Here is a 25903-nt window from a genome sequence, read left to right on the forward strand (position 1 = left end):
CGCTTATTCCTGCCCGGAATGGCGGGTGACGATGCCTGCCGTCAGCGGCACCAACGCCATCAACACCACCAACATCCAGAACGCGTTCGACAAGCCGACTTGCTTTGAGACAAAGCCAATTGCGGCGGGCCCGAGCAAAACGCCCGCATAACCGGTGGTGGTGAGCGCAGTCACGGCCAGCCCCGGTGGCATCACTTTTTGCCGGCCCGCCTGGCGGAACAACACCGGCACCACGTTGGATGCCCCTAGCCCGATCAGCACAAAGCCAGCCAACGCCAGCAGGCCCACCGGCACGGTCAGCACCGCCACAAAGCCCGCCACTGCCACCACGCCGCCCCAGAACAGGGTAGGGCGGTCGCCGATGCGTGCGGTTACCCAATCGCCGCTTAAACGGCCCGCCGTCATCGCAATTGAAAACAACATATACGCCAGCCCGCCTTGCGCCGCCGCCACCAGGCCTTTGCCGGTGACCAGCAGCGCGCCCCAGTCCAGCAATGCGCCTTCGGCCAAAAAGGTGACCGCGCACAGCACGGCCAGTAGCAACACAATGCCGTGCGGCAAGGCAAACAACGGGCCTTCGCTATCAGGCGCGCTCTGTTTGAGCAGGCGCGGCCACGCATACAGCATCGCCAACACCATCACCGCCGCGCACAGCAAGGTGCCGGTTTGCGGGGTGATTTGCGTGGAGAGCAAAAACGTCATCGCCGTCGAACCCGAAAAGCCACCCACGCTAAACAAGGCATGAAAGCCCGACATCAACGGCTGTTGCGCCGCGCGTTCCACTTCGACCGCATGCACATTCATCGCCACATCCAGCGAGCCCAGCGCGCCGCCAAAGCAGAACAAGGCCGCGCCCAGGGTGAGCGAACTGGGCGCCAGCGCCAGAAACGGCAGAATGATTGCCATTGCCAGGCCGGCCAGCATGATGGGGCGACGGCTGCCATAACGCGCGCTGATCACGCCGGTAAACGTCATCGAACACAACGAACCGATGCCGATGCAAAGCAACAACAACCCTAACTGGCCGTCGTTGATCGCCAGCCGCTGTTTGGCAAAGGGCACCAGCGGCGCCCAGCACGACACGCCGAAACCGGCGACAAGAAAGGCGATACGGGTTGCCAGCCGCGTGGCGGGGCTGTCGGCCGAAAACATAGGGCGTACTCCAGGGTGTGCGGTGGTGGTGGGTCATGACCCACCGTGCAAAGCCATGTGCGACGAAGCGCGAACCTGGCCAGCCACATTGGGTGGTGGGTCATGACCCACCGTATGGCAACGCGCTTAATCGTGCATGAATGTGGACCTATGATTACGCATAAACGTGCAAATGTTAAGCGGTTCATGTATGTTTATGCACGGTATGCGGTTTTTGCCGCAGTAATGCGCAAGATCGGGTAAGCCTTGCGCTGGTTGGCCTCGTGCGCAGGGTTCCGTTATTGATAGAACTGATCGATGATGATTGCGCGCCCGCCCTGGCACCGGGGCGGTCCAACGTGAGGGGGAGAGATCAATGCGATATCGCTGGTTTGCGCTGGGCTTGGCCTTGGCGAGTGCGGCCGTCCACGCCGCGCCGCTGGATGAAATCCCGGTTGCCTTCGGCTTGCACCAGGGTCAGACCCTGTCCGAGCTGGCGGCTTATCAGCCCAGCGCCATCCCCACCGGCTACGCCGATACCTGGCGCATGCCGACCGCGCCCACCCCGGTAGCGCCGCTGAACAAGTTTGAAGTGGTGATCTCGCCGCAAACGGGCTTGTGTTCGGTCAGCGGCAGGGCAGAGGCCAGCCAGCCGTGGCAGTACGCCGCTGAAGGCCTGGCGCTACAAGCCGCGCTGATCAAGCAATACGGCAAAGGGCTGGATGTGCAGGATGCTGCAGAAGACAATGCTGCCGCGCGACCCGGCGTGGCGATGACGTGGGTGGCCACGCGGCAACATCCCCTGCCAGCGCAGCTAGCGGCCGTCACGCTGGGCTCGGACGAAAACATGCTGATCCTGATTTATACGTTTTCGAATGCCAAGGGTTGCGAATTCAAGCCGCGCAGCTAGAACACACTGACAGTCCAGAAAAAGGAGGGACGAGATGCAACACCGTGTAGCCGGTATCGATGTCGGTGGAGACAAGAAAAAATGCAATCTGGTGATTCTGCAGGGCGATCAGGTGTTGCTGAGCGTCGGCAAACAAACGCCTGCGGATTTGCGGCGCCACTGTCTGGAGTATGAGGTGATGGCGGTGGGCGTAGATGCGCCCTGCCAATGGCGCCTGGGCGATGCGGGTCGCGTCGCCGAGGCCATGTTGGCCAAACAACGCATCTCATCGTTTTCAACACCCACGCGCGCGCAAGCGCTGGCGAGTCTGTCGGGCTTTTACGGCTGGATGTTCAATGGCGAGGCGGTGTACCAAGCGCTGGCCGATGATTTCGCACTACTGGAAACGCCCGCCTGGAACGGTCAGCGCATCTGCTTCGAAACCTTCCCGCATGCCATCGTCTGTGCCTTTTTAGGGCGCGAAGTGGCATGCGCCCGGCGTAAAAGCACGCAGCGCAAGCAATTGCTGCAAACGCTGGGCATCGCGACCGCCACGCTCAAATCAGTGGATGCGCGCGATGCCGCCCTGTGCGCAGTCACCGCGCGCTATCTGTTGCAAGGCCAGGCGCGGGCGTACGGCGACGCCTTGGGCGGGCATATTCATGTGCCCAAATTGGATCAACATATCGTGATGGCCAGCTAAACGGCGGAGCGACTGCGCGATCGGTATGGGGCAGAGATCAGTCTGCTCGATCGCGCCGCCGCGTCCGATGCATTACGCCCGACGCCGCTTGCGCGCCGCTGCCACTGCGGCCACCAGACCCATGCCCATCAGCGCCCAGGTTTCGGGTTCAGGCACCGGATCCACCGCATACCCGTTGCTAAAGGCACCGAAATCGAGATGCGCAAAGTAATGGACTTCCGCGCCGGTGCCAGCAAATTGGAGCGTCTGCGTTGCGGCGTCGAAGGCAGGCGCACCCGGCTCAACGGCTTTTAACCGGGTTCCGATGCCGCGAAACTGGTCGTAATCGGAACTCAGCAAGAAGTCTGCGCTGCTGATATCGGTGGGTTTGCGTTGCGAAGAAATCCACAGCGTGGCGCCCAGTTGATAGTCAATCGAAACCGATCCGCCCGCCGGGCCCACCACAAATTCAATCGGCCCGTTCCAGCCTTCGAGCGTGGTATCGCCTGCGGTGGTGAATAGATCGGCGTACAGATCCAGCGATGTGCTATTGGCGCTGACGCTGAATTCGGTCTGCCCCGACGAATCGTAGAGACTGGCGGCATAGCTATTGGTGAAGTCAGTGCGTCCGCCGTTGCTGTTGGTAATCCAGCCGCTAAACCCGTTAAAGATCTGGGTGACATCGCCTTGTACGGCTTCATGCAAGGCCAGTTGGGCGGAGCCGGCCTGCGCAGCGCCGGCCGAAGCCCACGCAATGACCGCAGCCAGCACCATTGATTTGAGGGGGGAGAGGGACACTTCGGGCCTTCCTTACGCAAATTAAAGTTGACTCAGATTTGTGAATTTGCTGACTTGGTACTTACCATAGAGTCGCTGGGGCAGACTGGCAAGCGGGTGGATGACACTTCGTCGGCTGCGGGGCCGGTGGACGGCAGACGGTAGTACACGCAGCACGAGTCCGGCGCCAGCGCGTCTTCGCGCTGGGCTACAGTGGCAGCAGCCGTTTAATAACGCTGACCCGCCCACAGGAAATCCCGTCATGACCGATGCCCAACTGATTGAACATCTGTACAACCGCTTTAACGCGCGCGATATCGAGGCCGTGCTGGCCGCGCTGGCCCCCGATGTGCTCTGGGCCAATGGCATGGAGGGCACGCATGTGCAGGGCACGCAGGCGGTGCGCGAGTACTGGACTTATCAATGGTCGGTGATCGACCCCACCGTTATTCCGCTCAACATTGCCGCCACCGATGACGGCGCACAGGAAGTCGAAGTGCATCAGACCGTGCGCGATCTGCAAGGCGTGACCGTGCTGGATGAGGTCATCCGCCATGTGTTTCGCGTGCAGGACGGCAAAGTGGTGCGCTTTGATATCAAAGGCCCGTCTCAGCTATCCAGCGTGCCGCACGGTTAAGCGGCCCCGGCAGCGCGCCATTGCGCCGCCCGACGGAGCCGCGCCGGAGAATGCCAGCCGCTATAACGGATGATCTCATCCGTAAACGTCCACTTGCCCTGGACCGGGGGTTGCCATGCTGCGTCTGATGTCGGTGCAACAAAAGCTGCTGTCGGGCTTTGCCGTGGTGTTGGTTTTGCTGGCGATTGTGGTGGGCACGGCCCTGTGGAAGATGGCCAGCATCAATGCCAACCTGATCGACATTACCGACAGCCGCTACCCCAAGCTGGCGCTGGCGTACAAGGTCAGCACGGCTTATCTGGAGATACGCCGGGTGATTCGCGACGGCATTATCGGCACCAGCGATACGCAGAATGCCGCCAATGTGGCGCTGATCGAGCAATTGCATACCCAGGCGCAAGCCGATATCAGCGATATGACGCGGCTGATCCGCACCCCCACCGGCCGCGGCATTCTGGCGCAGATACACAGCGCCGACGACAAGCTGACGCGCGATCTGCCGCAGATGGAAACGCTGATCAAAACCAACCAGAACGCCGCGGCGGTGGCGTACCTGGCCAGCACCATCAGCCCCGATAACACGGCGCTGGCGGCGGCGCTCAAGCGCATGACGCAATACCAGGAGCAGCAAATGCTGCAATCGGGCGCGACGGCGCAGGCCAGTTATCACACCGCGCTCTGGACCATGATCAGCGTGGCGGTGTGTGCGCTGATTGTGGGCGTGCTGATGGCGCTCACGCTGGGCTGGATTATCACCACGCCGCTTAAAAAATCGGTGCGGCTGGCGCATGCGATCAAGGCGGGCGATCTATCGGGTCAGCGCGAACACATCGCGCCCAGCCGCGACGAAGCCATCGAAATTGCCCGCACCATGCAAGACATGCGCCAGGGCCTGCGCGAAGTGGTATCGGGCATCCATGACGATGCCGGGCGCGTGGCTGCCGCCGCCAAAGCGCTGTCGGCTTCGGCCGAGCAGATTGCCGCAGGCTCGCATCAGCAGGCCGAAGCCACGTCTAGCGCGGCCGCCACCATCGAACAATTGACTGTCAGCGTGAACCACGTGGCCGACAGCGCCGATGAAGCCGCCGCGCGTGCCGACGCGGCCGGGCGGCTGGCTACCGAGGGCAGCGATGCCGCGCGCACGTCGTCCGGCGAGATCGGCCTGGTGACCGGCGCAATGGCCGAAACCGCCGCGCAGATGACGCAATTGCAAACCGATATCCGCCATATCGACCATGTGGTGAATGTGATTCGCGGGCTGGCGGATCAGACCAATCTGCTGGCGCTGAATGCGGCCATTGAAGCGGCGCGCGCGGGCGAACAGGGGCGCGGTTTTGCGGTGGTGGCCGACGAAGTGCGCAAGCTGGCCGAACACACCACGCGCTCGGCCGGCGAAATTACCGCAATGATCAACACCATCCAGTCCGGCGTAAACCAGGTGACCGACAGCATGGGCCGCAGCCTGAGCCGCGCGGGCGTGGTGTCGGATACCGCCGAAAAAACCTCAGCCACCATGCAGGATATCGAGAGCGGCACGCGCGCCATTGCCAGCGCCATTACCGTCATCGACGGCGCGCTGGCCGAGCAACGCAGCGCCAGCCTGGGCCTGGCAGGCAGCATGGAAATGGTGGCGCGCATGGCCGAAGAAAACAGCGCCACCGTGCGCAGCCTGGCCACGGCGTCGTTACAGCTCGATGGCTTGTCGCAGCACTTGCAAACGGTGGTGACGCGTTTTCGCTTGTAGGCCTGGACAGAAGCGGCTGGCGTCGCTTAGGCGCGTACCACGCTGATGCCTTTGGCTTGCAGCGCTTGCGTAATGGCGGCATCGGCCTGCGCCTCGACGATGACGGTATTGGCCAGCGTCACATCACCAATCGCATAACGCGACGCCGCATTCAGCTTGTCCATCGACGCCAACACCACGGTCTCGGCCGCGCGGGCCGACAGCGCGCGTTTGATATACGCCTCTTCCATATCGCCGGTGCTGAGCCCTTCAGTCAGGTGCAAGCCGGTCACGCCCATAAAGTAGATATCGGCATGGATATGCGACATCGCCTCGATGGCCGCCGCGCCGACATTGACCACCGAATGCTTGTACAAGCGCCCGCCGATCATGATCACGTCGATGGAAGGATGGTCCACCAGCGCCACTGCCACGGTGGGGCTATGCGTGACCACGGTGGCGGCCAGGCTGAGCGGCAGATGTTTAACCAGCTCGGCCGAGGTGGTGCCGCCATCAATGATCACGATCTGGCCCGGCGCAATCATCGCTGCGGCGGCGCGGCCGATATTGCGTTTGGCCGAAGACTCAATCGAGCGCCGTTGCGCGAACGGCGCCACCGCCGAAGACGCAGGCAATGCGCCGCCATGCACGCGTTGCAGCAAGCCTTCCGCCGCCAGTTCGCGCAGGTCGCGGCGGATGGTGTCTTCCGAAGTGCCAAAGGCGGCGGCCAGGTCGGCGGCCAGCACGCGGCCGTCGCGCGCCAGTAATTCGAGGATGGTTTTCTTGCGTTCTGTGGTCAGCATGGTTTTGCACGAAGATGCTTGTATTGCACGAAACTGCACGATAGCATGAATGCTCCCGATTTGTGAAATGGAGCCAGCATGACCACCACGGCAGAGCGCGTGCGCATCATCGAAACCCGCGTGTTATCGGACGATTGGTACGTCCTTAAAAAGACCACCTTCGACTTTTTGCGCCGCGATGGCGTGTGGCAACGGCAAAGCCGCGAAACCTATGATCGCGGCAATGGCGCGACCATTTTGCTGTTTAATCCGCAGCAAAAAACCGTGGTGCTGACGCGCCAGTTTCGCCTGCCGGTGTTTGTTAACGGCCACGACGGCATGTTGATCGAGGCGGCGGCCGGCTTGCTCGATAACGCCTCGCCCGAGGCACGCATCCGCGCCGAAGTGGAAGAAGAAACCGGCTACCGCGTGGGCGAGGTGCACAAGGTGTTCGAGGCCTATATGAGCCCCGGTTCCGTCACCGAAAAACTGCATTTCTTTATCGCCGAATACACGGCCGACACACGCATCCACCACGGTGGCGGCGTCGAGGCCGAAGGTGAAGATCTGGAGGTGATCGAAATGACGCTGGCCGATGCGCTAGCGGCCATTACGCGTGGCGAAATCGTCGATGGCAAAACCATCATGCTGTTACAACATCTGGCCCTGCGCGGCCTGCATGGGGAGGGCGCGCTATGAGCGGCCAACTGATTTTGATTGCCGGGCCTTATCGCAGCGGCACCGATGGCGATCCGGTAAAGATTGCGCTGAATCTCAAGCATCTGGAACGCGCGGCGCTGGATGTATATGAACGTGGTCATATGCCGCTGATCGGCGAATGGGCCGCGCTGCCGCTGGCCGCCATGGCCGGTTCGCAAACGGTGGGCGATGCGATCAGCGAACACTATATGTACCCGGTGGCGCACCGATTGCTGCAGCGTTGCGATGCGGTTTATCGCATCGACGGCGCGTCCAAAGGCGCGGACCAGGATGTGCGGCTGGCGCTGGAATGGGGCAAAGCGGTGTATCGAACGCTGGACGAAGTGCCGGTGGCCACTCCATCCCTCTGATCGCGGGCGCTCAGGCGGCGTGTTTCTCGTCAGCGCGCAGCGTTAACACTTGCACGCCCTGACGCGTGACCGCCACCGTGTGTTCAAACTGCGCCGACAACTTGCCGTCGCGCGTCACCACCGTCCAGCCATCGGCCTCGGTGTAGATGGCGCGGCGGCCCTGGTTCAGCATCGGCTCGATGGTAAACACCATGCCTTCGCGCAACACCAGGCCGGTTTTCGGCGAACCGTAATGCAGCACTTGCGGCTCTTCGTGCATGTGTTGGCCGATGCCGTGGCCGCAAAATTCGCGCACCACCGAAAAACCATTCTGCCGCGCATAGCGTTCAATCGCGTGGCCGACGTCGCCCAGCGTCGCGCCGGGGCGCACGGTGTTGATGCCTTTCCACAGCGCGTCGTACGTTACCTGCACCAGTCGCCGCGCTTCGGGGCCGACATGGCCCACCAGATAGGTTTTGCTGGAATCGGCGATATAGCCGCCTTTCTCCAGCGTGATATCAAAATTGACGATATCGCCATCCTGCAAAATCTCGGTCGGTGACGGCACGCCGTGGCACACCACCTGGTTGCGCGATGAATTCAATGCATAGGCATAGCCGTACTGGCCTTTGCTGGCCGGGCGCGCGTTCAGGTCGTTGACGATGAACGCGTCGACCAGATCGTTAACCTGCATGGTGGACATGCCGAGCAAATCCAGCGTATCCAGCCTTGCAAACACGCTGGCCAACAGCCGCCCAGCCTCGGCCATGATGGCGATTTCTTCGGGACGCTTGGTCATAACGCGGCCACCCGGAAGGCGGCGGTCTCCACGCCAGCGGCGCGTAATTCGCGCGCCACAATCTCATTAAAAGTCAGCGTCGGGTTCATCTCGGCCAGCATGCCCATCTTGATCCAGAACGCCGCTTGCGCATTGATGGAACGGCACGACACCGCGCTGGCCTTGCGGATCTGGTCGTGCAGTTCGTCGTCGATGTTAACAATGCCCATGTGCGCTTCCGTATATACGTTTCATATACGAACCATATATTCGGTGGCGAGCAGGGTGCAAGCGGCGCTTTGCAGTTAGTGGGCCGATTACGCGAAATCAGTCGAGCGCGTTACCGCTTCCCACTGGTCGATCTCGGCGCGCAAGGATTCCAGCCGCGCCCGCACCAGGCCCAAAGCATCGCTACCCAATAACAGCTGCGCGGGCGGCGCTTCGTGGGCGATCAAATCCACCAACACCTGGCCCGCTTTGGCCGGATCGCCCAGTTGCTTGCCCGATTTGGCCTCGCGCGCGGCGCGAATCGGGTCAAACAGCGCGTCGTAATCCGCAATGCTGCGTTCTGATCGCACCATCGAACGGCCGGCCCAATCGGTACGGAATGACCCGGGCGCCAGCGCGGTGACGTGGATGCCCAGCCCGCGCAGTTCTTGCACCAGCGTGTCGCTGATGCCTTGCAGCGCAAACTTGCTGCCGCAGTAGTAAGCGATACCGGGCATGGTGATAAATCCGCCCATCGAAGTGACATTGATAATGTGGCCGCGCCGGCGCTGCCGCATGTCCGGCAACACGGCTTTAATCAGCGCCACCGCGCCAAACACATTGGTATTGAATTGCGCGATCAGCTCGTGCAGCGGCGATTCTTCCAGCGTGCCTTCGTGGCCATAACCGGCGTTATTGATCAGCACGTCGATCGGGCCAAACTGGCTTTGCATTTGCGCGACTGCGGGTTCAATGGCGGCGAAATCAGTTACATCCAGCACCACGGCATGCGCATTGTGCGGATGCAATGCGGTGAATTCGGCACAAGCCTCGGGTTTGCGCACGGTGCCGATCACGCGATGGCCCGCCGCCAACAAGGCGACGGCAAAGGCGCGGCCAAAGCCGGACGACACGCCAGTAATCAGCACGGTTTTGTGGGTTGGGGTAGGGGACAAGCTCATCGTGGGCAACTCCAGTCACATCGGTTAAACAATGCCGCCATGCTAGGCGCCACCCGCGTTGGCGCTAAGACCCGATGCTCTGCATGTTTAGCCTGATTGTCTGAGGACGCCCCGCTGGCGCGCGGACAGTGGCAAAGTAGCGCCATCGCTTTGCGCTGTATCAACCATGCCCGCCACCGCCCGCAAAACCACCACCGTACTCGCGCCCGAAGCCATCGAATTACTGGCCAGACTGGCCCCGATTGAAGGCTACAACCTGACCGGGCTTGATGATATTCGCCTGCTGCGCTCGGATCGGCCGTTGACGCGCACGCCAGTGTTGTACGAGCCCGGCATCGTCATCGTCTGCCAGGGACGCAAGCGCGGTTATCTGGGTGACCAGGTGTATATCTACGACCCGCAGCATTATCTGGTGGTGTCGGTGGCTTTGCCTTTTTCGATGGAGACCGAAGCCAGCGCGGCCGAGCCGTTACTGGCGCTGTATCTGCGGCTCGACTTTAATCTGGCCACCGATCTGATGTTGCAGCTGGACGCGCTGGCGCAATTGCCCAACGCCGCGCCGCGCGGCATGGCCTCGACGCCGCTGGACGCGCGCATGGCCGACAGCGTGTTGCGCTTGCTGCGCGCGCTGGCCTCGCCGCTGGAAACCCGACTGCTGGGGCCAGCGCTGGTGCGGGAGATATATCTGCACGTGATGCTGGGCGAACAAGGCGGATCGATGCGCGCCGCACTGGCCGCGCACGGCCAGTTTGGCAAGATCGGCCGCGCCATCCAACTGATCCACCAGTCGTTTGCGCAGCCGCTGGATGTGCCGTCGCTGGCGGCCTCGGCGGGCATGAGCGTGGCCACGTTTCATGTGCATTTCAAGGCGGTGACCGATAGCTCGCCGATGCAATATCTCAAGTCCACGCGCCTGCACCAGGCACGCTTGCTGATGGCGCGCAACGGCATGACAGCCGGGGCCGCCAGCGCGCAGGTGGGGTACGAAAGCGCCTCGCAATTCGGCCGCGAATTCAAGCGCCTGTTTGGCCGCAGCCCGCTGCAGGAAGTGGCGCGCATGAAGCAAAGCTTTGCCTTGCCCGACCCCGCGCCGTCACGCGGTTTTGTGTCATCGCATTAAGTAAACGCCCCGCGCATTCAGGCGATCTGCGCCGGTACAGCGCGGGTCGCAAATTTGCGGATGATGTTTGCGAGGTCTTGCGGTGCTTCGGCGGGCAACAAGTGGCCTTTGCCGGGCAGCAGATGCAGCTCTGCGGCCGGGTAGAGCGGCGCGATCTTGTGGGTGATTACCTCTACTGGATCAACCCGGTCCAGCTCGCCCGCGATGATGGTCACCGGCACGTTGACCTGTGCGGCGCGCGCGCTGAAATCCTCGCGCGAGCCGACTTCCAGCCAGCCGTTTTTGCCAGGCAGGCTCAAGCGCAGCGCATCGTCGCGTAATTGCTGGCGCACTGGCGGCGCGACGGTGCTGCCCAGCAGCACATTGTCCAGCGTAAATTCCACCGCGCCGAGGAAGGCGTACGCGCCATGCATTTGCTGGCGCTGCGCTTCATCGATGGCCATCGGCGACAACGGCGACGACGCCACCAGCACCACGCCTTCCAGGCCCGCAGGCTGTTGCGAAGCCAGCAGCTGCGCCGCTTTGCCGCCCATGGAGTGGCCGACCAGCAGATAGCGTTTGAGCCCCAGCGCCTCGATCACCGCGCGGGCATCGCTGGCGTGGTCGGCGGTGCTGTAGCCAATGGCGGGCGCGCTGGAATCCCCGGCGCCGCGCGCATCGATGGCCACACAGCGAAACTGGCCGCGCAACTGCTCGATCACTGTATTCCAGCTGGCGGCCGAACCGCCCCAGTGATGTTGAAACACCAAGGCGACATCGCCCACGGCGGTATCGATCACGTTGAGTTCGACGTTTTGATTGTGGATTTTCATGCTGATTTGCTCCAAAGCGGCGGCGGGCCAAAGGTGGCGCGCGGTTCGGAGGCCATTGTGCGCAAGCTCATCTGCGTAGTGAATGCACCTTGGCGTGTATAGAATGCATACTCAAAGTATCTAATCCGGAGGGGCGCTGATGGATCGATTGACCAGCTTGGCGGTGTTTGTCGCGGCGGTGGACGAGGGCAGCATTGCCGCCGCAGGCCGTCGTTTTGGGCTGTCGCCGGTGATGGCGGGCCGCTATTTGTCCGCGTTGGAGGACCACGTTGGCGTGCGCCTGGTCGAGCGCACCACGCGACAACTCAACCTGACCGACGCGGGCCGCGCTTATTTCGCCAAGGCCAAACGCATCCTCGACGACTTGCAGGAAGCCGATCACGAGGCCGCCGACTTGCAAGCCACCCCGCGCGGCAGCCTGCGGATTGCTGCGCCGATCACCTTTGGTTCGCTGTATCTGGGGCCGGTGGTGGCCGCGTATATGGCCGAATTTGCGCAGGTTGAGGTGTCGCTGCATTTGCAGGACCGCTTTGTCGATCTGATCGAAGAGGGCATGGATCTGGCGCTGCGCATCGGCCAGTTGCCCGACTCCAACCTGGTGGCGCGCAAGCTGGCCGATTGCCAGTTGCTGGCCTGCGCCGCGCCGTCCTGGCTGGCCGCCGCCGGTGTGCCGACGCATCCCGAAGATCTGGCCCGGCATCAATTGATCGGCTACCTGGGCGAAGTCACCACCGCGCCGTGGAGCTTTACCAGCCCGCAAGGCCAGACCTTCAATCTCGATTATCCATGCCGCTTTAGCGCCAATAACACCGCCGTGATGCTGGCCGTGGCGCTGGCGGGCGGCGGCATTGTGTATGGGCCGGATTTTGTATTTGCGCGCCATTTGCAAACCGGCCAACTGCAACGCGTGCTACCTGACTACCGCAGCCCGGTGCTGCCGCTGCATGCTGTTACGCCGACGGCGCGCTATGTGAATACCAAGACGCGGCTGTTTATTGAGCGCTTGAAGGGGGCGTTTGCGGGGGCATCGCCCTGGCTGGGGAAGACGGAACAAGCCGAAGCCAAAATAAGGAAAACATAGCGGAAATTTTAGCGGAAACGGAGCCAGTTAAAACAGATTCAATACCTTGATATGCAAAGTTTTTTAGCCAAAAAAAGATCGGAAAACAGAGCGGAAATCAAACCGGATATCGGAGCGTAATTCGCCCGCTGCCGAACGCAGCGGGCCGCTGCTCCAGACTTCAGGTATTCCGCGCTTGCCAGTCCTGCACAAACAACGCCGCGGCTTGCGGTCGGCCGTAGAAATAGCCCTGTATGGTGGTGCAGCCTTCGCGTTGCAAAAAGTCGACCTGCGCGCGTTCTTCCACGCCTTCGGCCACGGTGCGCAAGCCCAGGCTGCGGGCCAGGCCGATGATGGTACGAATAATCGCTTCGCTATCGATACCGGTGCCGATGCCAGTGACAAAGGCGCGATCAATTTTGAGGATATCGACGGGCAATTGCTTTAGATAAGCCAGCGAGGAATAACCAGTGCCAAAGTCATCAATCGACAATTTAACGCCCAGCGCGCGGATGGCTTCGAGCACGCTAAAGGCATCGGCCACTGCCATGATCACGCTTTCGGTAATTTCCAGTTCCAGTACCGAGGCGGGCAGATCGTAGGTTTCCAACAGGTGCGCCAGGCGCACGGCAAAGTCGTCCAGCTCCAGTTGTTTAACCGATAAATTGACCGAGACCGACGTAATGGCAAATCCGTCCGCGCGCCATTGCGCAATCTGCTGGCAAGTTTTTTCCAATACTTGCTGGCCCAGTTTGATGATCAAGCCGGAATCTTCAGCTACCGGAATAAAACGCGATGGCGGCACCACGCCCAATACCGGATCGGTCCAGCGCGCCAATGCTTCCGCGCCCACCAGCTTGCCGCTGATGGAATCCACTTTGGGCTGAAAATAAACGGCAATTTCTTGCGCCGCAATCGCGCGGCGCAAATGGCGTTCCACCAATACGCGTTCTTCGGCGGCCACCGACATCTGGTGCGTATACATTTGATAGCGATTACGCCCCAGCGCTTTGGCCTGATACATGGCGATATCGGCTTTGCGCACCAAGGCATCAAAGTCAGTGCCGTCTTGCGGCGAAAAGCTGACCCCGATACTGGCGGAAAGATGGATATCGTTATCGCTAATCCGGAACGGCAAATTAAATAAAGACAGTAGCCGCTCCGCCACTGGATTAACCGCATTGGCGTTTTCGATATGGGCCAGGATGCAGACAAATTCATCGCCACCAATGCGCGCCAGGGTATCGCCGGGCCGCACATGCTCAATCAGACGTTCCGCCACCGCAATCAGCAATTGATCGCCAATAAAATGGCCCAGCGTATCGTTAACATCTTTAAAGCGATCCAGATCCAGAAACAGCACCGCCAGGTGATGTTGCGTGGGCGGCGTGGCTAATGCTTGTTCCAGCCGGTTTTTAAACAGCAGACGATTGGGCAGACTGGTGAGCGGATCGTGATGCGCCAGTTGGTGCAGCCGCTCTTCGGCATTGCGCCGTTCTTCAATTTCGCCTTCCAGCAAACGATTGGCATCACCCAGTTCTTGCGTGCGCAATTCAACGCGCTGATCGAGTTCGCGATTGATTTCAACCAGTTTGGCGGCCTGGTTTTTAATGATATTGCCCGCGCGTTTAACCACCAGCATTTGCGCGATATACAGGGCAATCATCGACAGAATGATTGCGATGGTTAACCAGGTTAATTGCGCGCGCGTGCTGGAGACAAATGCCGTGGCGTCGACATAGATTTCGAGCACGCCCTCCACCTTGCCATTGGCGCCATGCACTGGCACATAGGTGGAAATCAGATCGCGGTCGGTTAATTGCCGGTCAAATGCATCAATGCTGTTGCGATGCGCCAGTTCGCTAACCGGCGTATTGGCGACGGCCGATTCAAAACCGTCATTGCCTTTTTCGCTTTCGCCCACTTGCCTGGGATCGGTGGAAAACACCGTCATGCCATCCAGCGCATAAACCTTGAGCCGGACCACATCGGTGCCCTGCATCAAATGCACCACGTTGTTTTGCAATTGCTCTTGCGTGGCCATGGCGCGCATACGCGTCACGTCGTCGCTCATTTGCGTGAGTGGCTTGAAATGCGGCCACAGCGAGTTTTCAAAAACCTGCACCAGCGACGCGGCGCGCACTTTTTCTAATTGCAGCATTTGCTCGCTGGAGAAATAGCGTAGATAGCCCGCCATGGCCACGGTGGCCACGCCCATCAATACCAGCGACAGCCAGAAAAAATAGCGCACCAGATCAAAACGCGGATTGCGCGGTGCTTCTGGGTGCGATTGCAGATCAGGCATGTTTTCGACGGCCATCAACCTCTCCCGGGTGGTGGGCTGAGTATGCCTGGAAAGCGCCGCGGTGGGCATGCCGGGTGTGGGCGGTGTTGCGCGGAGGCGCACGGCGCTGATCCAGCGTGCACCGTGCTATCCATTTGTAGGGGGCGGTCGCTTTTCCCCTCGCATAATCAATTGATTTCAGGACCGCCCGGCAAATGCGTACCAGCCGGTTATCCCGATGGGCAGCGTCAACATGGCCCAGGCCACGCCATGCCAGAGGCCGGTGGTTAATAGCGCCAGAAATAATCCCGCTAGCGTAAGTAGCGATAGCGCAATGGGCAGCGCCCACAGGTTTTTGCGAGCGCGTTTATACCAATCCATCAATTGATCCCCCTGGCGGTAGCAGTGGCGGCGCGGGCCGGTTGCAGCAATTTGCGAAAGCGCGCGCGGCGTTGTTTATGCCGGGCAAACCACAGATATAGCCCTGAGCCCAGGATAACGATGGCGGCGATATCAAACAGCAGCCATAAAATCTTGAGCGGATTGCCGGCGTAATCGCCAAAGTGCAGCGGGCGCGATAATTCCAGTGCTTTTAAGTACCAAGGCATGGGCATGACGGCGCTCAGTTGGCCGGTAATGGCGTCAACCAATACGGGTGTATACAGCTTGGACGTCAGTGCTTCATTGCCTTTAGTCCAGATCATGTAATGGTGCGGGCTGCCGATTTCGCTGCCTGGATAATTGATGCCGGTGACGGTCATTTCAGGCAACGCCTTGCGGGCGGTTTCAATCGCCGCTTGCGGCGAGCTTAACTGGTCGGCGCGAATGGGCGGTTTGTCCTTCCACGCCTGCAATGCCTGGTTAATATCAGTGTTTTGCCACACGCCAAATAGTGGCGTGGCCAATTCATTCAACACGCCGGTCAGGCCGACGATCAATACCCACATCAAGGTGGCAATGCCCAGCAGATTGTGCAGATCCAGCCAGCGTATACGCGAACCATGTTTGCGCCGCACGGTGCCAAAATCCAGTTTCTTCATAAATGGCGCATACAGCACCACGCCCGACACGGTGGCCACCACAAACAGCAAGCCCATAGCGCCCATAAACAATTCGCCGGGCAGGCCGGCAAACAGATCGGTGTGCAGTGAAAACATCAGCGAAGTAAACGACGGCAAATGCTCGCCCGGCGGATCGGATTCCTTGACGAATTGCGCGGTGCGGCTATCAAACTGCAAATAATGGCCGCTATCGGGATGCTCGCGCAGCGCCTGCATCGACGGCGCCATAAACAGATAAACCTGCGGCGCGTCATCATCGATATAGAGCGAAGTCACCACCTGACCGGGATAGCGTTGCAAGCCCGCAGCGACAATACGGTCGACGCTGGCGGGCGGGGTATTGGCGGGCAAGGCAGCGTACGGCGGGTCATTGCTCAGCAGATGGTCGATTTCTTCGGTGTATACCAGCGGTAAGCCGGTTATACAGATCAGCAGCAAAAACAGCGTGCAGATCAGGCTGCTCCATAAATGGACGACATACCAACGGCGCAATCGGCGAGCATGAGAAGACATAGGCCACTTTCTAATAAAAATACGTGCGGTTTAATGACAACGCCGCCCGGTGTTTAAACGCATCCGGGCGGCTATTTTTTTGTTATTTGATGACTACAGTTTCCAGCCAACGTTCAACATAAAGCTGCGTGGTTCGCCAAAATAATTCTGCCGCGTCCATGCTTCGGGGCGATCCAGATATTTTTTATCAAACAGATTGTTGATGGTCAGGCTGGCGAGCACTTTGGGAGTAATGTAATAACCGGCTTGCACGGCAAATAAAGTAAAGCCACCCTGTGTTACACGAATGCCGGAGTCTTCGTTGTAGATGCTGCTGCGATAACGCATGCCGCCCCCCAAAGTCACCGTGTGATCATTGGGCGCGACGGTGCGGTAATCGCTCCAGAGCGAAAACGTGTGTTTGGGAAAAGTGGTATTAAAGGGCTGGCCTTCCTGGCCCGGCGCAGCGGTAATCTGCTTGGCAGTGTTAAAGCCATAGCCGGTGGTGACATTCCATTGCGCTGTGATATGGCCGGTTAATTCCGCCTCGATACCCTGGCTGCGCACCTTGCCGGATGCAATCGAGAAATCAGGATTGGCTGGATCGCTCATGGCGCGATTGGTGTCTTCAATTCGATAAAACGCCAGGCTGCTATCGAGTTTGCCGTTCAGATGTTCGCCTTTAACACCGACTTCATATTGCTTGCCTTTGCGTGCGGGCAGGTAATGGCCAGCGGAATCGATATCGGATTGCGGCGCAAAGATATCGCTAAAACTGCCGTACACCGACCATTGCGGGCTGACGTCGTAAACCACGCCCGTATACGGAATGAATTTGCCGTTCTCGGTTAGATCATTGCCGGGGTGATCAAGGTCCTCGCTTTTAAACCAGGCCAGGCGGCCCCCCAACAATAGCGTCAAAGGCTCAATCGGCTTGATGCGCAGCTGCCCGAATAACGCACTTTGTTTTTGCGCGGCGTGGCTGGGGGCATCGATGGCCACATCCGGCTTGGCCACATTAACGTCGGGCGCAAAGATATCCTGCACAAAGCCGTTCTGGCCCCAGGTGCTGCTGTTATAGGCGTTGGTGCTGGCCAGCCTTTGATAATTGGCGCCCGCTACCCATTCCTGTTTGAGATTCCACAGCGTAAATGGCTGCGTGATTTGCGCATTCAGATTCAGTTCGCGCTCACGCCCCATCGAGAAATACGGAATCAGCTCAAAATTGCCGCTAGCCGGATCGACCAGGCTACTGCCCCATGCGATTTCGCCATCGTTTTTACGCGCCAGGTACACCGCATCCAGCTTGACCGTGCCGCCATTGGCCAGCCTGTCTTCCAGTTCCACAAAGCTGCGATTGGCTTGCTGCGTGGTGTGCGCCCAACTGGCCCCCACATAGGTGGAGCGCGAAACATCGGGCAAATGCCCCGTGCTGTCGATGGGCAGACCAAAGAACGGCAAGGTCTTGTTTTGCTGCCAGGTATTGCCGATCGAGACGGTGATGTTGTCGGTGATGTCGAATTCCAGCGTCGCGTAAATCATCGGCTCGCGCGACGCGGCGTAATCGGTAAAGTAGCCACGATCTTGATAAGACGCGACCAGGCGGCCGCGCAGGCGCGCGTCTTCGGTTAACGGGCCGGTCAGATCGACATCCGAGTAATAGTTGTCCCAGCTGCCCACTGCGGCATGCGCGTTGGCGGCCAGCACCGGCTCGGCGCGTTTGCGCACAAAGTTCAACGTGCCACCGGGGTCGCCTGAGCCTTGCAGCAGGCCGGTGGGGCCACGCCAGACTTCGATGCGGTCGTACATGGCCAGGCCAAAGTTGTTTTCGTAAACGCGCGCGGACGAGGACACGCCATCAATCTGATAATGGTCGATGGTGTAACCGCGCGATTCAATGGCCGAGCTGTTGGTGCCGTACGTGGTGACCTTCATCGCCGTGGTGTATTGCATGGCGTCTTCCAGCCGCACAAAGCTCTGGTCTTCGATGCGCTGACGCGTGACCACACTGACTGAGTTGGGCGTTTCGCGCACCGAATGCTCGCCCAGGCCGAGGGTGATGGCGGGCGTGATATAGCTGCCGGAGCCCTCGCTGGTGGGGTCGCGTTGGGCCGCGGCTTCCACCTTCACCAACGGCAAGGTGGCGGCGGCGTCAGCGGCTGGGGTCGGTGCGGCGGCGGGTTGCTTTTTTAGCGTGTAGCCGCCGTTATCCAGTTCCATCAGCATCAGCGTGCTGCCATCCAGCAAGCGGTTGATCGCATCGCGCGCCGAATAGTTGCCGTCGAGACCTTTGCTGGTCTGACCTTCGGTCAGCGCCGGGTTAAACGACAGCGCCAGCCCCGCATCCAGCGCAAAGCCAGATAGCACGCGGCCCAGCGGACCGGGGGCGATGTGATAGGTACGCGGCGCGACCGTGTCGATGGGGTGGGCCTCAAGCGCCTGCGCCGGAGCGCTGATCGACGCGGACAACAGCAACGCAAATGAGGTGGCACGCAGCAGTTGCGGCAGCGTTTTGGCGCGGCCGGGGCTTTGGAGGCGGCGCGAGTAAAGCGGGGACATTCAGCACTTCCTTTCTGATGAGGAGACGGGGTTTATCTCCTTGCCAGCCAGGACTGCAAAAAGTATCAGCGCTGCGCGATAGAATTTTTGCGCAGGCATCAGCCATGCTCCGCGCGCGGGATTACGGTTTGCCAATAACCGCCAAAACGCTGGGCAACATCGACCGGGCTGGCCGCCATCAGCATGGCCAATGCGCGCGGGACATCATTGAGCGGAAACACGCCGGAAATCCGCAGCGCCGCCACCGCCGGATCGCATTGCAGATACACCGAGGTATAGCGGCCCAATTCGTCCACCAGTTGATCCAGCCGCATGGCGTCGGCCAGCAGCAAGCCGCGCGTCCAGGCGGCCAGGGTATCGTCGGCCGGGCTGGGTGCGGCGATCTGGCCGGCGTGGATCAACGTTTGCTGGCCGGCGACCAGGATCATTTGTGCGGGCTGGCGCGGCAGTGCAATGGCGACCGCGCCGTCAAATACGGCCAGATGCGTGCGGCCATGGCGCCGCCGCACCATAAAGCGCGTGCCCATGGCGCGCAGCACGGCGTCAGGCGTGTGGACCAGAAACGGGCGCGCTGGCTGGATGCGGTCTGGCGCGGTTTCGAGCAGGATTTCGCCATGTGGCAAGGTCAGGCGGCGCGCGCTGGCCGAGAAATCAATATCCAGCCGGGTTGAGGTATTCAACGTCAGCCGCGAGCCATCCGCCAGTTGCAGCGCGCGATGTTCGCCCACCGCCGTATGCTGGTCGGCCAGCCAGCCCTGACGTTGTGCCGCGCGCCAGCCCAGCCACCCGGCGGGCATGACGCCCAGCGCCAATGCAATGCGGCCCAAGGCAGCGCGGCGACTGAGTGTTGGCGCGCGTTCCAGCGTGCTGATGGCCAGCGCGGCGGGCAATTCGTCCAGACGCTGCAACAGATGCTCGGCGCGCAACCAGGCGCGCGCATGTTCGGGTGCGGCATTGCGCCATTGTTCGAAGGCGTGGCGGTCTTGCGCGCTAACCTTGCTGTCTTGCAGCCGCACCAGCCAGTCCGCCGCTTGCGCCAATACTTGTGGATCGATGGGCGCGTTCATGCGGGCAAGTCATCCGCCAGCAGCAAACATTGCAGATACGCCTGCTTGATGTAGCGCTTTACCGTAATCAGCGATACACGCAATTCTGCGGCGATCGCCTCGTACTTCCTCCCTTCCAGCTGTGCCAGCAAAAACGCGCGCTTGACCAAAGGCGGCAGCGCATCAAGCATGGCGTCCAGCGCATGCAAGGTTTCCAGCATCACATAACGCTGTTCGGGCGAGGGCATTTGCGCTTCGGGCAATTGCGCCAATGCCTCCAGCCATGCGCGTTCCAACGCCTGGCGCTTGTACCAGTTAACCAGCACGCCCTTGGCCACCGTGGTCAGAAACGCGCGCGGTTCGATCACGCTGGTCAGATCGCGGCCCGCCATCACGCGCACAAAGGTGTCGTGCGCCAGATCAGCCGCATCCGCCGCATTGCCCAACTTGCGCCGCAACCAGCCCGCCAGCCAGGCATGATGCTCGCCATAGAGCGCGGAGAACTGCGCAGTGGGGTCTTGCTCGACAGCCAAGATGACGGCTCCAGAAATCGTGATTAGCAATAATGAGAATTGTTATCAAATGATATCTGGAATGTGTCAGGCAAGAAACTTGTTGTAATCAAACTGTGCGAACGCGCGGCCGGGATGCGGCCTGTGCGGCACGGTGGCCGCCCGTGTGGAAGCAATGGCCAGCCTCAACGCAGCGTCTTGCCGCGCCCCGACAGCACCGCAAATAGCGTCACCAGTACGGATGCCAGCACCAGCATCGCCAGCGAGCCGTTCCAGTTGCCGGCGTATTCGTGCAGCCCACCAAACAGGATCGGGCCGCAGGCCGAGCCGCTGTAGCCCACAAATTGCGCCATGCCCGACAGCCGCGCGGCCTGGTCCGGGTTGCTGGCGCGTAGCGCGAACAGCGACAAGCTGGTGCTCATCGAAAACCCTGCGCCCAGCCCGGCGAGCAGCAGCCATAGCAGGGGCAGCGGCGCGGCGGCCGCCAGGCCCAGCGTGCCGATCAGCAACAACGCGCCGCACAAAAAGCCAATCGCGCGCTGATCTTTGCTGCGTTTGATGAGCGGGGCGGTGGCCAGGTTGGCGGCGACGGCCACCACTTGATACAGCAGCAAGTCGAATCCGGCGGCCGTGGGCGTTACGCCCTGGGCTGCGGCGATGGCGGCGTACCAGGTCACCAGCGAATAGAAGATAAACGAATGGCAAGCAAAGAACAGCGCCACTTGCCAGCCTAACGCTTGCTTCCATGGCGTCAGTGGCGTCTGGACAGAATGCGCCTGGGCCGTCGCGCGATGGTGTGGCGGGCGCGATGCCAGCGGCGGCAGCCACACGCCCAGCGCAATGATGGACAGCGGCAATGCGCAGGCAATGGCCATGCGCCAGCTCGAACCGGCCGCATGCGCAATTGGCACCGCCACGCCCGCCGCCAGCCCGGCAAACGTCGCCATCGAGGCCGCATACAGGCCGATTAACCACGCCGCTTTATCCGGGAATTCACGCTTGACGTAACCGGGCAGCAATACGTTACCGATGGCGATGCCGCCGCTGGCCAGCAAAGTGCCCAGCCACAGCACGCCGGGCAGCGGCAGCGAGCGCACGACAATGCCCGCGCTGATGGCGACGAGCGCAAAGCCGAGGCCGCGCTCCAGCCCCCAGCGTCGGCCCAGTGCGGGCGTGATCAGCGATAGCAGCGCAAAAATCATCAACGGCAGGGCATTGAGCACGCCCGCGGCGGTGTCGCTTAAGGAAAGGTCTTGCTGGATATCGCCGAGGATGGGGCCAAGCGCGGTGATGGGCGCGCGCAGACTGGCGCCAATCAGCACAATGCCAACAATAATCGGAAGGGGGCGACGCTGCGGCGCCGCGTTGGAAGCAGAAGCTTGCACGCGTATGAACCTTGCACGGATGCGGCCTTCCGCATTGCGGATGACGGCAATCTGTTGTGCGTTGGTTCACGTTAACGCTTACGCAAGAATCCGGGTGGTGGAAACTTGTCTGGCGGCGATTTTAGAGAGGAATGGGGGGATGGGCAACCGGGTTGGCGTTGACCTTTTATTGGCTTCGACTTTTGCAGTGTCCACAGTCCATGGACCGTGGACAGCTGGTTTTTGCCGCGCGCCACCACCGCACGTGTTCTTCGCGCAGAGGTCTGCCAGGCCGGGCGCTGGTCCCTCATCCCCGCTTTTCCCACAGCCCGTTTCAGCGCCTTGCTGACACTGCAACGTGGCCGCGCACTGCGTTCAATTGCATCGCGCGCAATGGATACTGGTGGCACAAAACCATTGGAGTCCGCCCATGAATCACGTCATCAAAACCACCATCAAACTGTCCGCACTGGCCGCCTCGCTTAGCCTGATGGGCGCGGCGTATGCCGCTGATGCCACCATCAAGCCCGAGCCCACGCCGTACACGCAAAGCCAGCCCGATGCGCAAATGCAGAAGGTGCTCGACAAGTTGGGCACCCTGGGCGGCAAGCCGATCGAGACGCTTGGCGCGGAAGAAGCGCGCAAGCAGCCCACGCCTGCCGATGCGGTGAAAGGCGTGCTGCAGGATGAAGGCAAGAGCACCGCGCCGGAGAAGGTGGGCAAGGTGGAAGACGTGCAATACGACGGCGCGGCGGGCAAATTGCCGGCGCGTATTTATTGGCCCAAGGTGCCGAAAGGCACGGCGCAATTGCCGGTCATCGTGTATTACCACGGTGGCGGCTGGGTGATTGCCGATCTGGATACTTATGATGCCTCGGCCCGCGCCCTGGCCAATGCCAGCAAGGCCATCGTGATTTCGGCGCATTATCGCCAGGGCCCGGAAAACAAATACCCGGCCGCACATGACGATGCCTACGCCGCTTATAAATGGGCGTATCACATTGCCAATTCGATCGGCGGCGATGCCTCGAATGTGGCTGTAGTGGGCGAAAGCGCCGGCGGCAATCTGGCGCTGTCGGTGTCGCTGCGTGCCAAAAAAGAACAATACAAATTGCCGGTGTATGAGGCGCTGATTTACCCGGTGGCCGATGTCAAAAACGACAATACCACGCAATCGCAGCAACAAAACGCGGCCGCCAAGCCGCTGAATACGCCGATGCTGGGCTGGTTCTATCAAAACTACACGGCGCAACCGGCGGACAAGGATGATCCGCAATTGTCCGTGCTGCGCGCCGACCTGACTGGCCTGGAGCCCACCACCGTGATTACGGCCGATATCGATCCATTGCGCTCGGAAGGCCATGCGCTGGCGCAAAGTCTGCAACAGGCCGGGGTGAAGGTGGATTACCGCAATTATGAAGGCGTAACCCACGAATTCTTCGGTATGGGCGCGGTGGTTAAAAAATCTAAAGCCGCAGTCAAGTTGGTGGCCAAGGATTTGCAAAAGGCGTTCAAGCCGCAATAACGCCCGATATATCGACGTATAAAAACCGGTGTGCCTGGATCAGGCCACCGGTTTTTTTATCACCTGCAACATCGCATTGGGCGATCAGGCTTATGTCCGTTAACCCGGCACGAATACCGTGCGTAACTGGCTGTCAGCGCGGTCCCAATACTCGGCCAGTTGCGCCAGCGGCACCGCTTCGGCGTTGACCTGCAATTGCGCGGGCACGGTGGCCTGCAGCACTTGCGCCACCACATGCAACAAGCGCGGCAACGGCACGCTGCCGATGCCGCTGCCCAGCAAGCTGATGGCGGTGGAGCGCAACACCGCGGCGGGCAGGCTGATCTCGGCCGCGCTGATCGAGCCTATCTGCACAAAGCGCAGCGGCTTGCCGTCCGGCAGGCTTTGCGCGGCGCTGATCAAGGCAGCGCGGGCGCTGGCGCCCCACAAATAGTCCAGCACCACATCCACGCCCGCAGCGAAATGCGGCGCGAGCGCCTGGCTGAGGGCGTCTTCGGATTGGTCGAGCGTAACGGTGACGTCGGCGCCCGCGCTGCGCAGCCATGCCAGCGCCGCCGGATTGCGGCCCGTGGCGATAATCTTGCGGGCACCCAGATGTCTGGCCACTTGCACTGCCAGGCGGCCGGAGGCACCGGTTGCGCCGTTAACCAGCACCGTCTCGCCTTGCACAAACTGCGCGCGTTCTACCAGCGCCGCCCAGCACGACATGCCGGGAATCGCAATTGCAGCGGCTGTTACGTCATCCAGATCATCGGGCAGCGGCACGCAGTTTTCGGCAGGCACGAGGGTGTATTCAGCCAAGGCCCCGCCCGGCGCGATTGGCCCGAAAAAATACACGCGCTGACCATTCTCCAGTACCCCCACGCCATCGACGCCCGCCACAAGCGGCAGGCTGTTGCTGGACGAATAATGTTTGCCCAGCGCTTTGGCGCGCGCCAACTGGCTGAGCGCGCTGGCCGTGACGCGCACGCGCTGCTGGCCCGGCGCGGCGCTGGGTAGATCGAAATCCTGGTACACGGGTGGCTGGCCCAGCGTAGTGACGACGGCGGCTTTCATGATGGTTTTCCTTGGCGAGATAGCGAGAGGGCGACGGGTGATGGGGCCGGGCGAGCGGCTTAGTGCGCGGCCACCCAGGCGCGCAGATCGGCGTTGCGGATGTCGAGCACTTCAAACAATCCCAGCGCGCGCAAAGCGGGCAGCGCCTGCAGCAAATCGGCTTCGATCGCGGCGCGCTGGCTGGCGCTGGTGGCGACGTCGCACCAGACGCGGGCATTGGCCAGAAACGCGCCCACGGTGCCTTTGCGCACGGTGACGCCGTCGATGACGGTCTGGTTGATGTGGTCGGGCAAAAGTTGTTCGGCACGCATGATCGGGCTCCAGGGGTTGAGACGATGCGGCCAGTTTAGGCATACTCGCGTGCGCGGCCTGCGGTATCGCGGCCATTCGATACGGAATTCCGGCCAATCGGGTAAAGGGAAAATACGGTGGCAAACAGGCCTGTGATGGAAGATCTGATCATCCGGCCCGAGCTGGTGCTGTCGTCCGACGGGCCGTTTCTGGCCGCGGCCGAACTCAGCCGTAGCTCGGTGCGCATTACGCCTGCGCACAGCCATAGCCGTGGCCAGTTGATGGGCGCGTTGCACGGCCTGGTCTCGATCGGGCTGGACCGGCAACAATGGGTGGTGCCCGCCGTGCATGCCATCTGGATTCCGCCGCACTGGACGCACTCGCTGCGCTCGTTCGGGCCGTTTGCGGGTTGGAGTGTATTTATCGCCGAACACGCATGCGTCGATTTGCCGAGCGAACCACGCTCGATCCGCGCGACGCCCTTGCTGCGCGAAGCCGCCCGCCGCGCCGCCACCTGGCCCGGCACCGAACTGAACGCCGCGCAAACGCGCATCGCCCGAATCATCCTTGATGAAGTCGCGCACGCAAAACCCGAAGCGCTGGGCCTGATCCAGCCAGTGGACGCGCGCCTGCAACGCATCGCCAATGCGCTGGCCGCCAACCTGGCCGACAACCGCAGCCTGGAAGAATGGGCCCGTTGGGCGGGGCTATCGCCGCGCAGCCTGAGCCGGCATTTTGCCCGCGACACCGGCATGACCTTCGCGCACTGGCGCCAACAAGCGCGCCTGCTGCGCGCGCTGGAACTGATCGCCGACAAGGTGCCCGTTACCCATATCGCGTTTGAACTGGGCTATGAAAATGTCAGCGCGTTTATCGATATGTTTCGCCGTGCGATGGGCACCACACCGGGGCGATATTTGGGCGGTTAAATCTGACGCGCTTAACGCTGGCCCCTGAGTGGAGTAGGCGGCGGGTTATCGGGTAGCCAAGGCTCCACGATGGCGTTCTCCTGTTTTGAGAAAACTTATTACCAATTCATCGAGTTGGCCGGGTGCCATGCAGCAAGGCGGCGACGGACGGTAGTAATATCGTCCATCCAAATGG

At 61.1% G+C, this 25903-nt stretch carries 26 protein-coding genes; 10 read left to right on the plus strand and 16 right to left on the minus strand.

What is annotated here, in order from left to right; genetic code table 11:
• Positions 1-3 precede the first annotated feature (3 nt).
• Positions 4-1152: an MFS transporter gene (locus WG78_RS05915; RefSeq protein WP_053936862.1), complete on the minus strand. Its 1149-nt coding sequence runs from the start codon at positions 1150-1152 to the stop codon at positions 4-6.
• A 355-nt stretch (positions 1153-1507) separates the two neighbouring features.
• On the opposite strand from WG78_RS05915, the gene WG78_RS05920 reads away from it, so the two are divergent.
• Complete coding sequence (locus WG78_RS05920) at positions 1508-2041, plus strand: hypothetical protein (protein WP_053936863.1); 534 nt, start codon at positions 1508-1510, stop codon at positions 2039-2041.
• Between the two features lie 34 nt (positions 2042-2075).
• Positions 2076-2723, plus strand: a complete 648-nt coding sequence (locus WG78_RS05925; RefSeq protein ID WP_053936864.1) for a DUF429 domain-containing protein — start codon at positions 2076-2078, stop codon at positions 2721-2723.
• A 72-nt stretch (positions 2724-2795) separates the two neighbouring features.
• Here WG78_RS05925 and WG78_RS05930 read toward each other — a convergent pair whose 3' ends face one another.
• Positions 2796-3500 carry a PEP-CTERM sorting domain-containing protein gene (locus WG78_RS05930; RefSeq protein WP_152969081.1) on the minus strand — a complete coding sequence of 235 codons (705 nt, stop codon included), beginning with the start codon at positions 3498-3500 and terminating at the stop codon, positions 2796-2798.
• A 241-nt stretch (positions 3501-3741) separates the two neighbouring features.
• Between WG78_RS05930 and WG78_RS05935 the strand changes: the two genes are divergently transcribed.
• On the plus strand, positions 3742-4116 hold the full coding sequence (locus WG78_RS05935; RefSeq protein ID WP_053936866.1) for a nuclear transport factor 2 family protein: 375 nt from the start codon (positions 3742-3744) through the stop codon (positions 4114-4116).
• A 115-nt stretch (positions 4117-4231) separates the two neighbouring features.
• Entirely contained in the window at positions 4232-5860 is a 1629-nt protein-coding gene (locus WG78_RS05940) for a methyl-accepting chemotaxis protein (protein WP_053936867.1), read from the plus strand.
• 26 nt (positions 5861-5886) lie between these two features.
• Here the strand turns inward: WG78_RS05940 and WG78_RS05945 are convergent, their stop codons facing one another.
• A complete protein-coding gene (locus tag WG78_RS05945) occupies positions 5887-6642 on the minus strand; it encodes a DeoR/GlpR family DNA-binding transcription regulator (RefSeq protein WP_053936868.1) in 756 nt (251 codons plus the stop codon).
• A gap of 78 nt (positions 6643-6720) precedes the next feature.
• Here WG78_RS05945 and WG78_RS05950 point away from each other — a divergent pair, with 78 nt between their 5' ends.
• Positions 6721-7320 (plus strand): NUDIX domain-containing protein, encoded by a 600-nt coding sequence (locus WG78_RS05950; protein WP_053936869.1) that lies wholly within the window; start codon positions 6721-6723, stop codon positions 7318-7320.
• The gene (locus WG78_RS05955) at positions 7317-7691 is read left to right on the plus strand and encodes an NUDIX hydrolase (RefSeq protein ID WP_053936870.1); all 375 of its coding nucleotides are present in this window, start codon (positions 7317-7319) and stop codon (positions 7689-7691) included. Before WG78_RS05950 ends, WG78_RS05955 begins: the two co-directional genes overlap by 4 nt.
• 10 nt (positions 7692-7701) lie before the next feature.
• Here the strand turns inward: WG78_RS05955 and map are convergent, their stop codons facing one another.
• The 3 genes from map to WG78_RS05970 all read right to left on the minus strand — a co-directional run bounded on the left by map (position 7702) and on the right by WG78_RS05970 (position 9617).
• Positions 7702-8469 carry a type I methionyl aminopeptidase gene (gene map, locus WG78_RS05960; protein WP_053936871.1) on the minus strand — a complete coding sequence of 256 codons (768 nt, stop codon included), beginning with the start codon at positions 8467-8469 and terminating at the stop codon, positions 7702-7704.
• On the minus strand, positions 8466-8678 hold the full coding sequence (locus WG78_RS05965) for a ParD-like family protein (protein ID WP_053936872.1): 213 nt from the start codon (positions 8676-8678) through the stop codon (positions 8466-8468). The genes map and WG78_RS05965 overlap by 4 nt, the downstream gene beginning before the upstream one ends.
• 87 nt (positions 8679-8765) lie before the next feature.
• Positions 8766-9617 carry an oxidoreductase gene (locus tag WG78_RS05970; protein ID WP_053936873.1) on the minus strand — a complete coding sequence of 284 codons (852 nt, stop codon included), beginning with the start codon at positions 9615-9617 and terminating at the stop codon, positions 8766-8768.
• A gap of 166 nt (positions 9618-9783) precedes the next feature.
• On the opposite strand from WG78_RS05970, the gene WG78_RS05975 reads away from it, so the two are divergent.
• Positions 9784-10737, plus strand: coding sequence for an AraC family transcriptional regulator (locus tag WG78_RS05975; protein ID WP_053936874.1), 954 nt, complete (start codon positions 9784-9786; stop codon positions 10735-10737).
• Positions 10738-10754: 17 nt separating this feature from the next.
• On the opposite strand, the gene WG78_RS05980 is transcribed toward WG78_RS05975, so the two are convergent.
• A complete protein-coding gene (locus tag WG78_RS05980; RefSeq protein ID WP_053936875.1) occupies positions 10755-11549 on the minus strand; it encodes an alpha/beta fold hydrolase in 795 nt (264 codons plus the stop codon).
• A gap of 139 nt (positions 11550-11688) precedes the next feature.
• On the opposite strand from WG78_RS05980, the gene WG78_RS05985 reads away from it, so the two are divergent.
• A complete protein-coding gene (locus WG78_RS05985) occupies positions 11689-12630 on the plus strand; it encodes a LysR family transcriptional regulator (RefSeq protein WP_053936876.1) in 942 nt (313 codons plus the stop codon).
• Between the two features lie 160 nt (positions 12631-12790).
• Here WG78_RS05985 and WG78_RS05990 read toward each other — a convergent pair whose 3' ends face one another.
• The 7 genes from WG78_RS05990 to WG78_RS06020 form a co-directional block, all read right to left on the minus strand.
• Positions 12791-14929 (minus strand): putative bifunctional diguanylate cyclase/phosphodiesterase, encoded by a 2139-nt coding sequence (locus WG78_RS05990; RefSeq protein ID WP_053936877.1) that lies wholly within the window; start codon positions 14927-14929, stop codon positions 12791-12793.
• Between the two features lie 162 nt (positions 14930-15091).
• Positions 15092-15274 carry a hypothetical protein gene (locus WG78_RS05995; protein ID WP_053936878.1) on the minus strand — a complete coding sequence of 61 codons (183 nt, stop codon included), beginning with the start codon at positions 15272-15274 and terminating at the stop codon, positions 15092-15094.
• On the minus strand, positions 15274-16467 hold the full coding sequence (locus tag WG78_RS06000) for a PepSY-associated TM helix domain-containing protein (RefSeq protein ID WP_053936879.1): 1194 nt from the start codon (positions 16465-16467) through the stop codon (positions 15274-15276). Before WG78_RS06000 ends, WG78_RS05995 begins: the two co-directional genes overlap by 1 nt.
• A 93-nt stretch (positions 16468-16560) precedes the next feature.
• The gene (locus WG78_RS06005; RefSeq protein ID WP_053936880.1) at positions 16561-19005 is read right to left on the minus strand and encodes a TonB-dependent siderophore receptor; all 2445 of its coding nucleotides are present in this window, start codon (positions 19003-19005) and stop codon (positions 16561-16563) included.
• A gap of 98 nt (positions 19006-19103) precedes the next feature.
• Positions 19104-20072, minus strand: coding sequence for a FecR domain-containing protein (locus WG78_RS06010; RefSeq protein ID WP_053936881.1), 969 nt, complete (start codon positions 20070-20072; stop codon positions 19104-19106).
• Positions 20069-20584 (minus strand): sigma-70 family RNA polymerase sigma factor, encoded by a 516-nt coding sequence (locus tag WG78_RS06015; protein ID WP_152969083.1) that lies wholly within the window; start codon positions 20582-20584, stop codon positions 20069-20071. The genes WG78_RS06010 and WG78_RS06015 overlap by 4 nt, the downstream gene beginning before the upstream one ends.
• Positions 20585-20748: 164 nt before the next feature.
• A complete protein-coding gene (locus tag WG78_RS06020) occupies positions 20749-21948 on the minus strand; it encodes an MFS transporter (RefSeq protein ID WP_053936882.1) in 1200 nt (399 codons plus the stop codon).
• A 409-nt stretch (positions 21949-22357) separates the two neighbouring features.
• Between WG78_RS06020 and WG78_RS06025 the strand changes: the two genes are divergently transcribed.
• Entirely contained in the window at positions 22358-23452 is a 1095-nt protein-coding gene (locus WG78_RS06025; protein WP_201782371.1) for an alpha/beta hydrolase, read from the plus strand.
• 99 nt (positions 23453-23551) lie between these two features.
• Here WG78_RS06025 and WG78_RS06030 read toward each other — a convergent pair whose 3' ends face one another.
• Together WG78_RS06030 and WG78_RS06035 are read right to left on the minus strand one after the other, a co-directional pair.
• Entirely contained in the window at positions 23552-24508 is a 957-nt protein-coding gene (locus WG78_RS06030; protein WP_053936883.1) for a quinone oxidoreductase family protein, read from the minus strand.
• 59 nt (positions 24509-24567) lie between these two features.
• Positions 24568-24819: a hypothetical protein gene (locus tag WG78_RS06035; protein ID WP_053936884.1), complete on the minus strand. Its 252-nt coding sequence runs from the start codon at positions 24817-24819 to the stop codon at positions 24568-24570.
• Positions 24820-24936: 117 nt separating this feature from the next.
• Here WG78_RS06035 and WG78_RS06040 point away from each other — a divergent pair, with 117 nt between their 5' ends.
• Positions 24937-25728, plus strand: coding sequence for an AraC family transcriptional regulator (locus WG78_RS06040; protein ID WP_201782372.1), 792 nt, complete (start codon positions 24937-24939; stop codon positions 25726-25728).
• Positions 25729-25903 lie beyond the last annotated feature (175 nt).

Source organism: Amantichitinum ursilacus, assembly GCF_001294205.1.
GTDB lineage: Bacteria > Pseudomonadota > Gammaproteobacteria > Burkholderiales > Chitinibacteraceae > Amantichitinum > Amantichitinum ursilacus.

What these genes read in the sequence shown, in the direction of transcription:
- WG78_RS05915 (WP_053936862.1), bottom strand. Translation starts at nt 1,152, where the DNA reads ATGTTTTCGGCCGACAGCCCCGCCACGCGGCTGGCAACCCGTATCGCC.
- WG78_RS05920 (WP_053936863.1), top strand. Translation starts at nt 1,508, where the DNA reads ATGCGATATCGCTGGTTTGCGCTGGGCTTGGCCTTGGCGAGTGCGGCC.
- WG78_RS05925 (WP_053936864.1), top strand. Translation starts at nt 2,076, where the DNA reads ATGCAACACCGTGTAGCCGGTATCGATGTCGGTGGAGACAAGAAAAAA.
- WG78_RS05935 (WP_053936866.1), top strand. Translation starts at nt 3,742, where the DNA reads ATGACCGATGCCCAACTGATTGAACATCTGTACAACCGCTTTAACGCG.
- WG78_RS05940 (WP_053936867.1), top strand. Translation starts at nt 4,232, where the DNA reads ATGCTGCGTCTGATGTCGGTGCAACAAAAGCTGCTGTCGGGCTTTGCC.
- WG78_RS05945 (WP_053936868.1), bottom strand. Translation starts at nt 6,642, where the DNA reads ATGCTGACCACAGAACGCAAGAAAACCATCCTCGAATTACTGGCGCGC.
- WG78_RS05950 (WP_053936869.1), top strand. Translation starts at nt 6,721, where the DNA reads ATGACCACCACGGCAGAGCGCGTGCGCATCATCGAAACCCGCGTGTTA.
- WG78_RS05955 (WP_053936870.1), top strand. Translation starts at nt 7,317, where the DNA reads ATGAGCGGCCAACTGATTTTGATTGCCGGGCCTTATCGCAGCGGCACC.
- map (WP_053936871.1), bottom strand. Translation starts at nt 8,469, where the DNA reads ATGACCAAGCGTCCCGAAGAAATCGCCATCATGGCCGAGGCTGGGCGG.
- WG78_RS05965 (WP_053936872.1), bottom strand. Translation starts at nt 8,678, where the DNA reads ATGGGCATTGTTAACATCGACGACGAACTGCACGACCAGATCCGCAAG.
- WG78_RS05970 (WP_053936873.1), bottom strand. Translation starts at nt 9,617, where the DNA reads ATGAGCTTGTCCCCTACCCCAACCCACAAAACCGTGCTGATTACTGGC.
- WG78_RS05975 (WP_053936874.1), top strand. Translation starts at nt 9,784, where the DNA reads ATGCCCGCCACCGCCCGCAAAACCACCACCGTACTCGCGCCCGAAGCC.
- WG78_RS05980 (WP_053936875.1), bottom strand. Translation starts at nt 11,549, where the DNA reads ATGAAAATCCACAATCAAAACGTCGAACTCAACGTGATCGATACCGCC.
- WG78_RS05985 (WP_053936876.1), top strand. Translation starts at nt 11,689, where the DNA reads ATGGATCGATTGACCAGCTTGGCGGTGTTTGTCGCGGCGGTGGACGAG.
- WG78_RS05990 (WP_053936877.1), bottom strand. Translation starts at nt 14,929, where the DNA reads ATGGCCGTCGAAAACATGCCTGATCTGCAATCGCACCCAGAAGCACCG.
- WG78_RS05995 (WP_053936878.1), bottom strand. Translation starts at nt 15,274, where the DNA reads ATGGATTGGTATAAACGCGCTCGCAAAAACCTGTGGGCGCTGCCCATT.
- WG78_RS06000 (WP_053936879.1), bottom strand. Translation starts at nt 16,467, where the DNA reads ATGTCTTCTCATGCTCGCCGATTGCGCCGTTGGTATGTCGTCCATTTA.
- WG78_RS06005 (WP_053936880.1), bottom strand. Translation starts at nt 19,005, where the DNA reads ATGTCCCCGCTTTACTCGCGCCGCCTCCAAAGCCCCGGCCGCGCCAAA.
- WG78_RS06010 (WP_053936881.1), bottom strand. Translation starts at nt 20,072, where the DNA reads ATGAACGCGCCCATCGATCCACAAGTATTGGCGCAAGCGGCGGACTGG.
- WG78_RS06025 (WP_201782371.1), top strand. Translation starts at nt 22,358, where the DNA reads ATGAATCACGTCATCAAAACCACCATCAAACTGTCCGCACTGGCCGCC.
- WG78_RS06030 (WP_053936883.1), bottom strand. Translation starts at nt 24,508, where the DNA reads ATGAAAGCCGCCGTCGTCACTACGCTGGGCCAGCCACCCGTGTACCAG.
- WG78_RS06035 (WP_053936884.1), bottom strand. Translation starts at nt 24,819, where the DNA reads ATGCGTGCCGAACAACTTTTGCCCGACCACATCAACCAGACCGTCATC.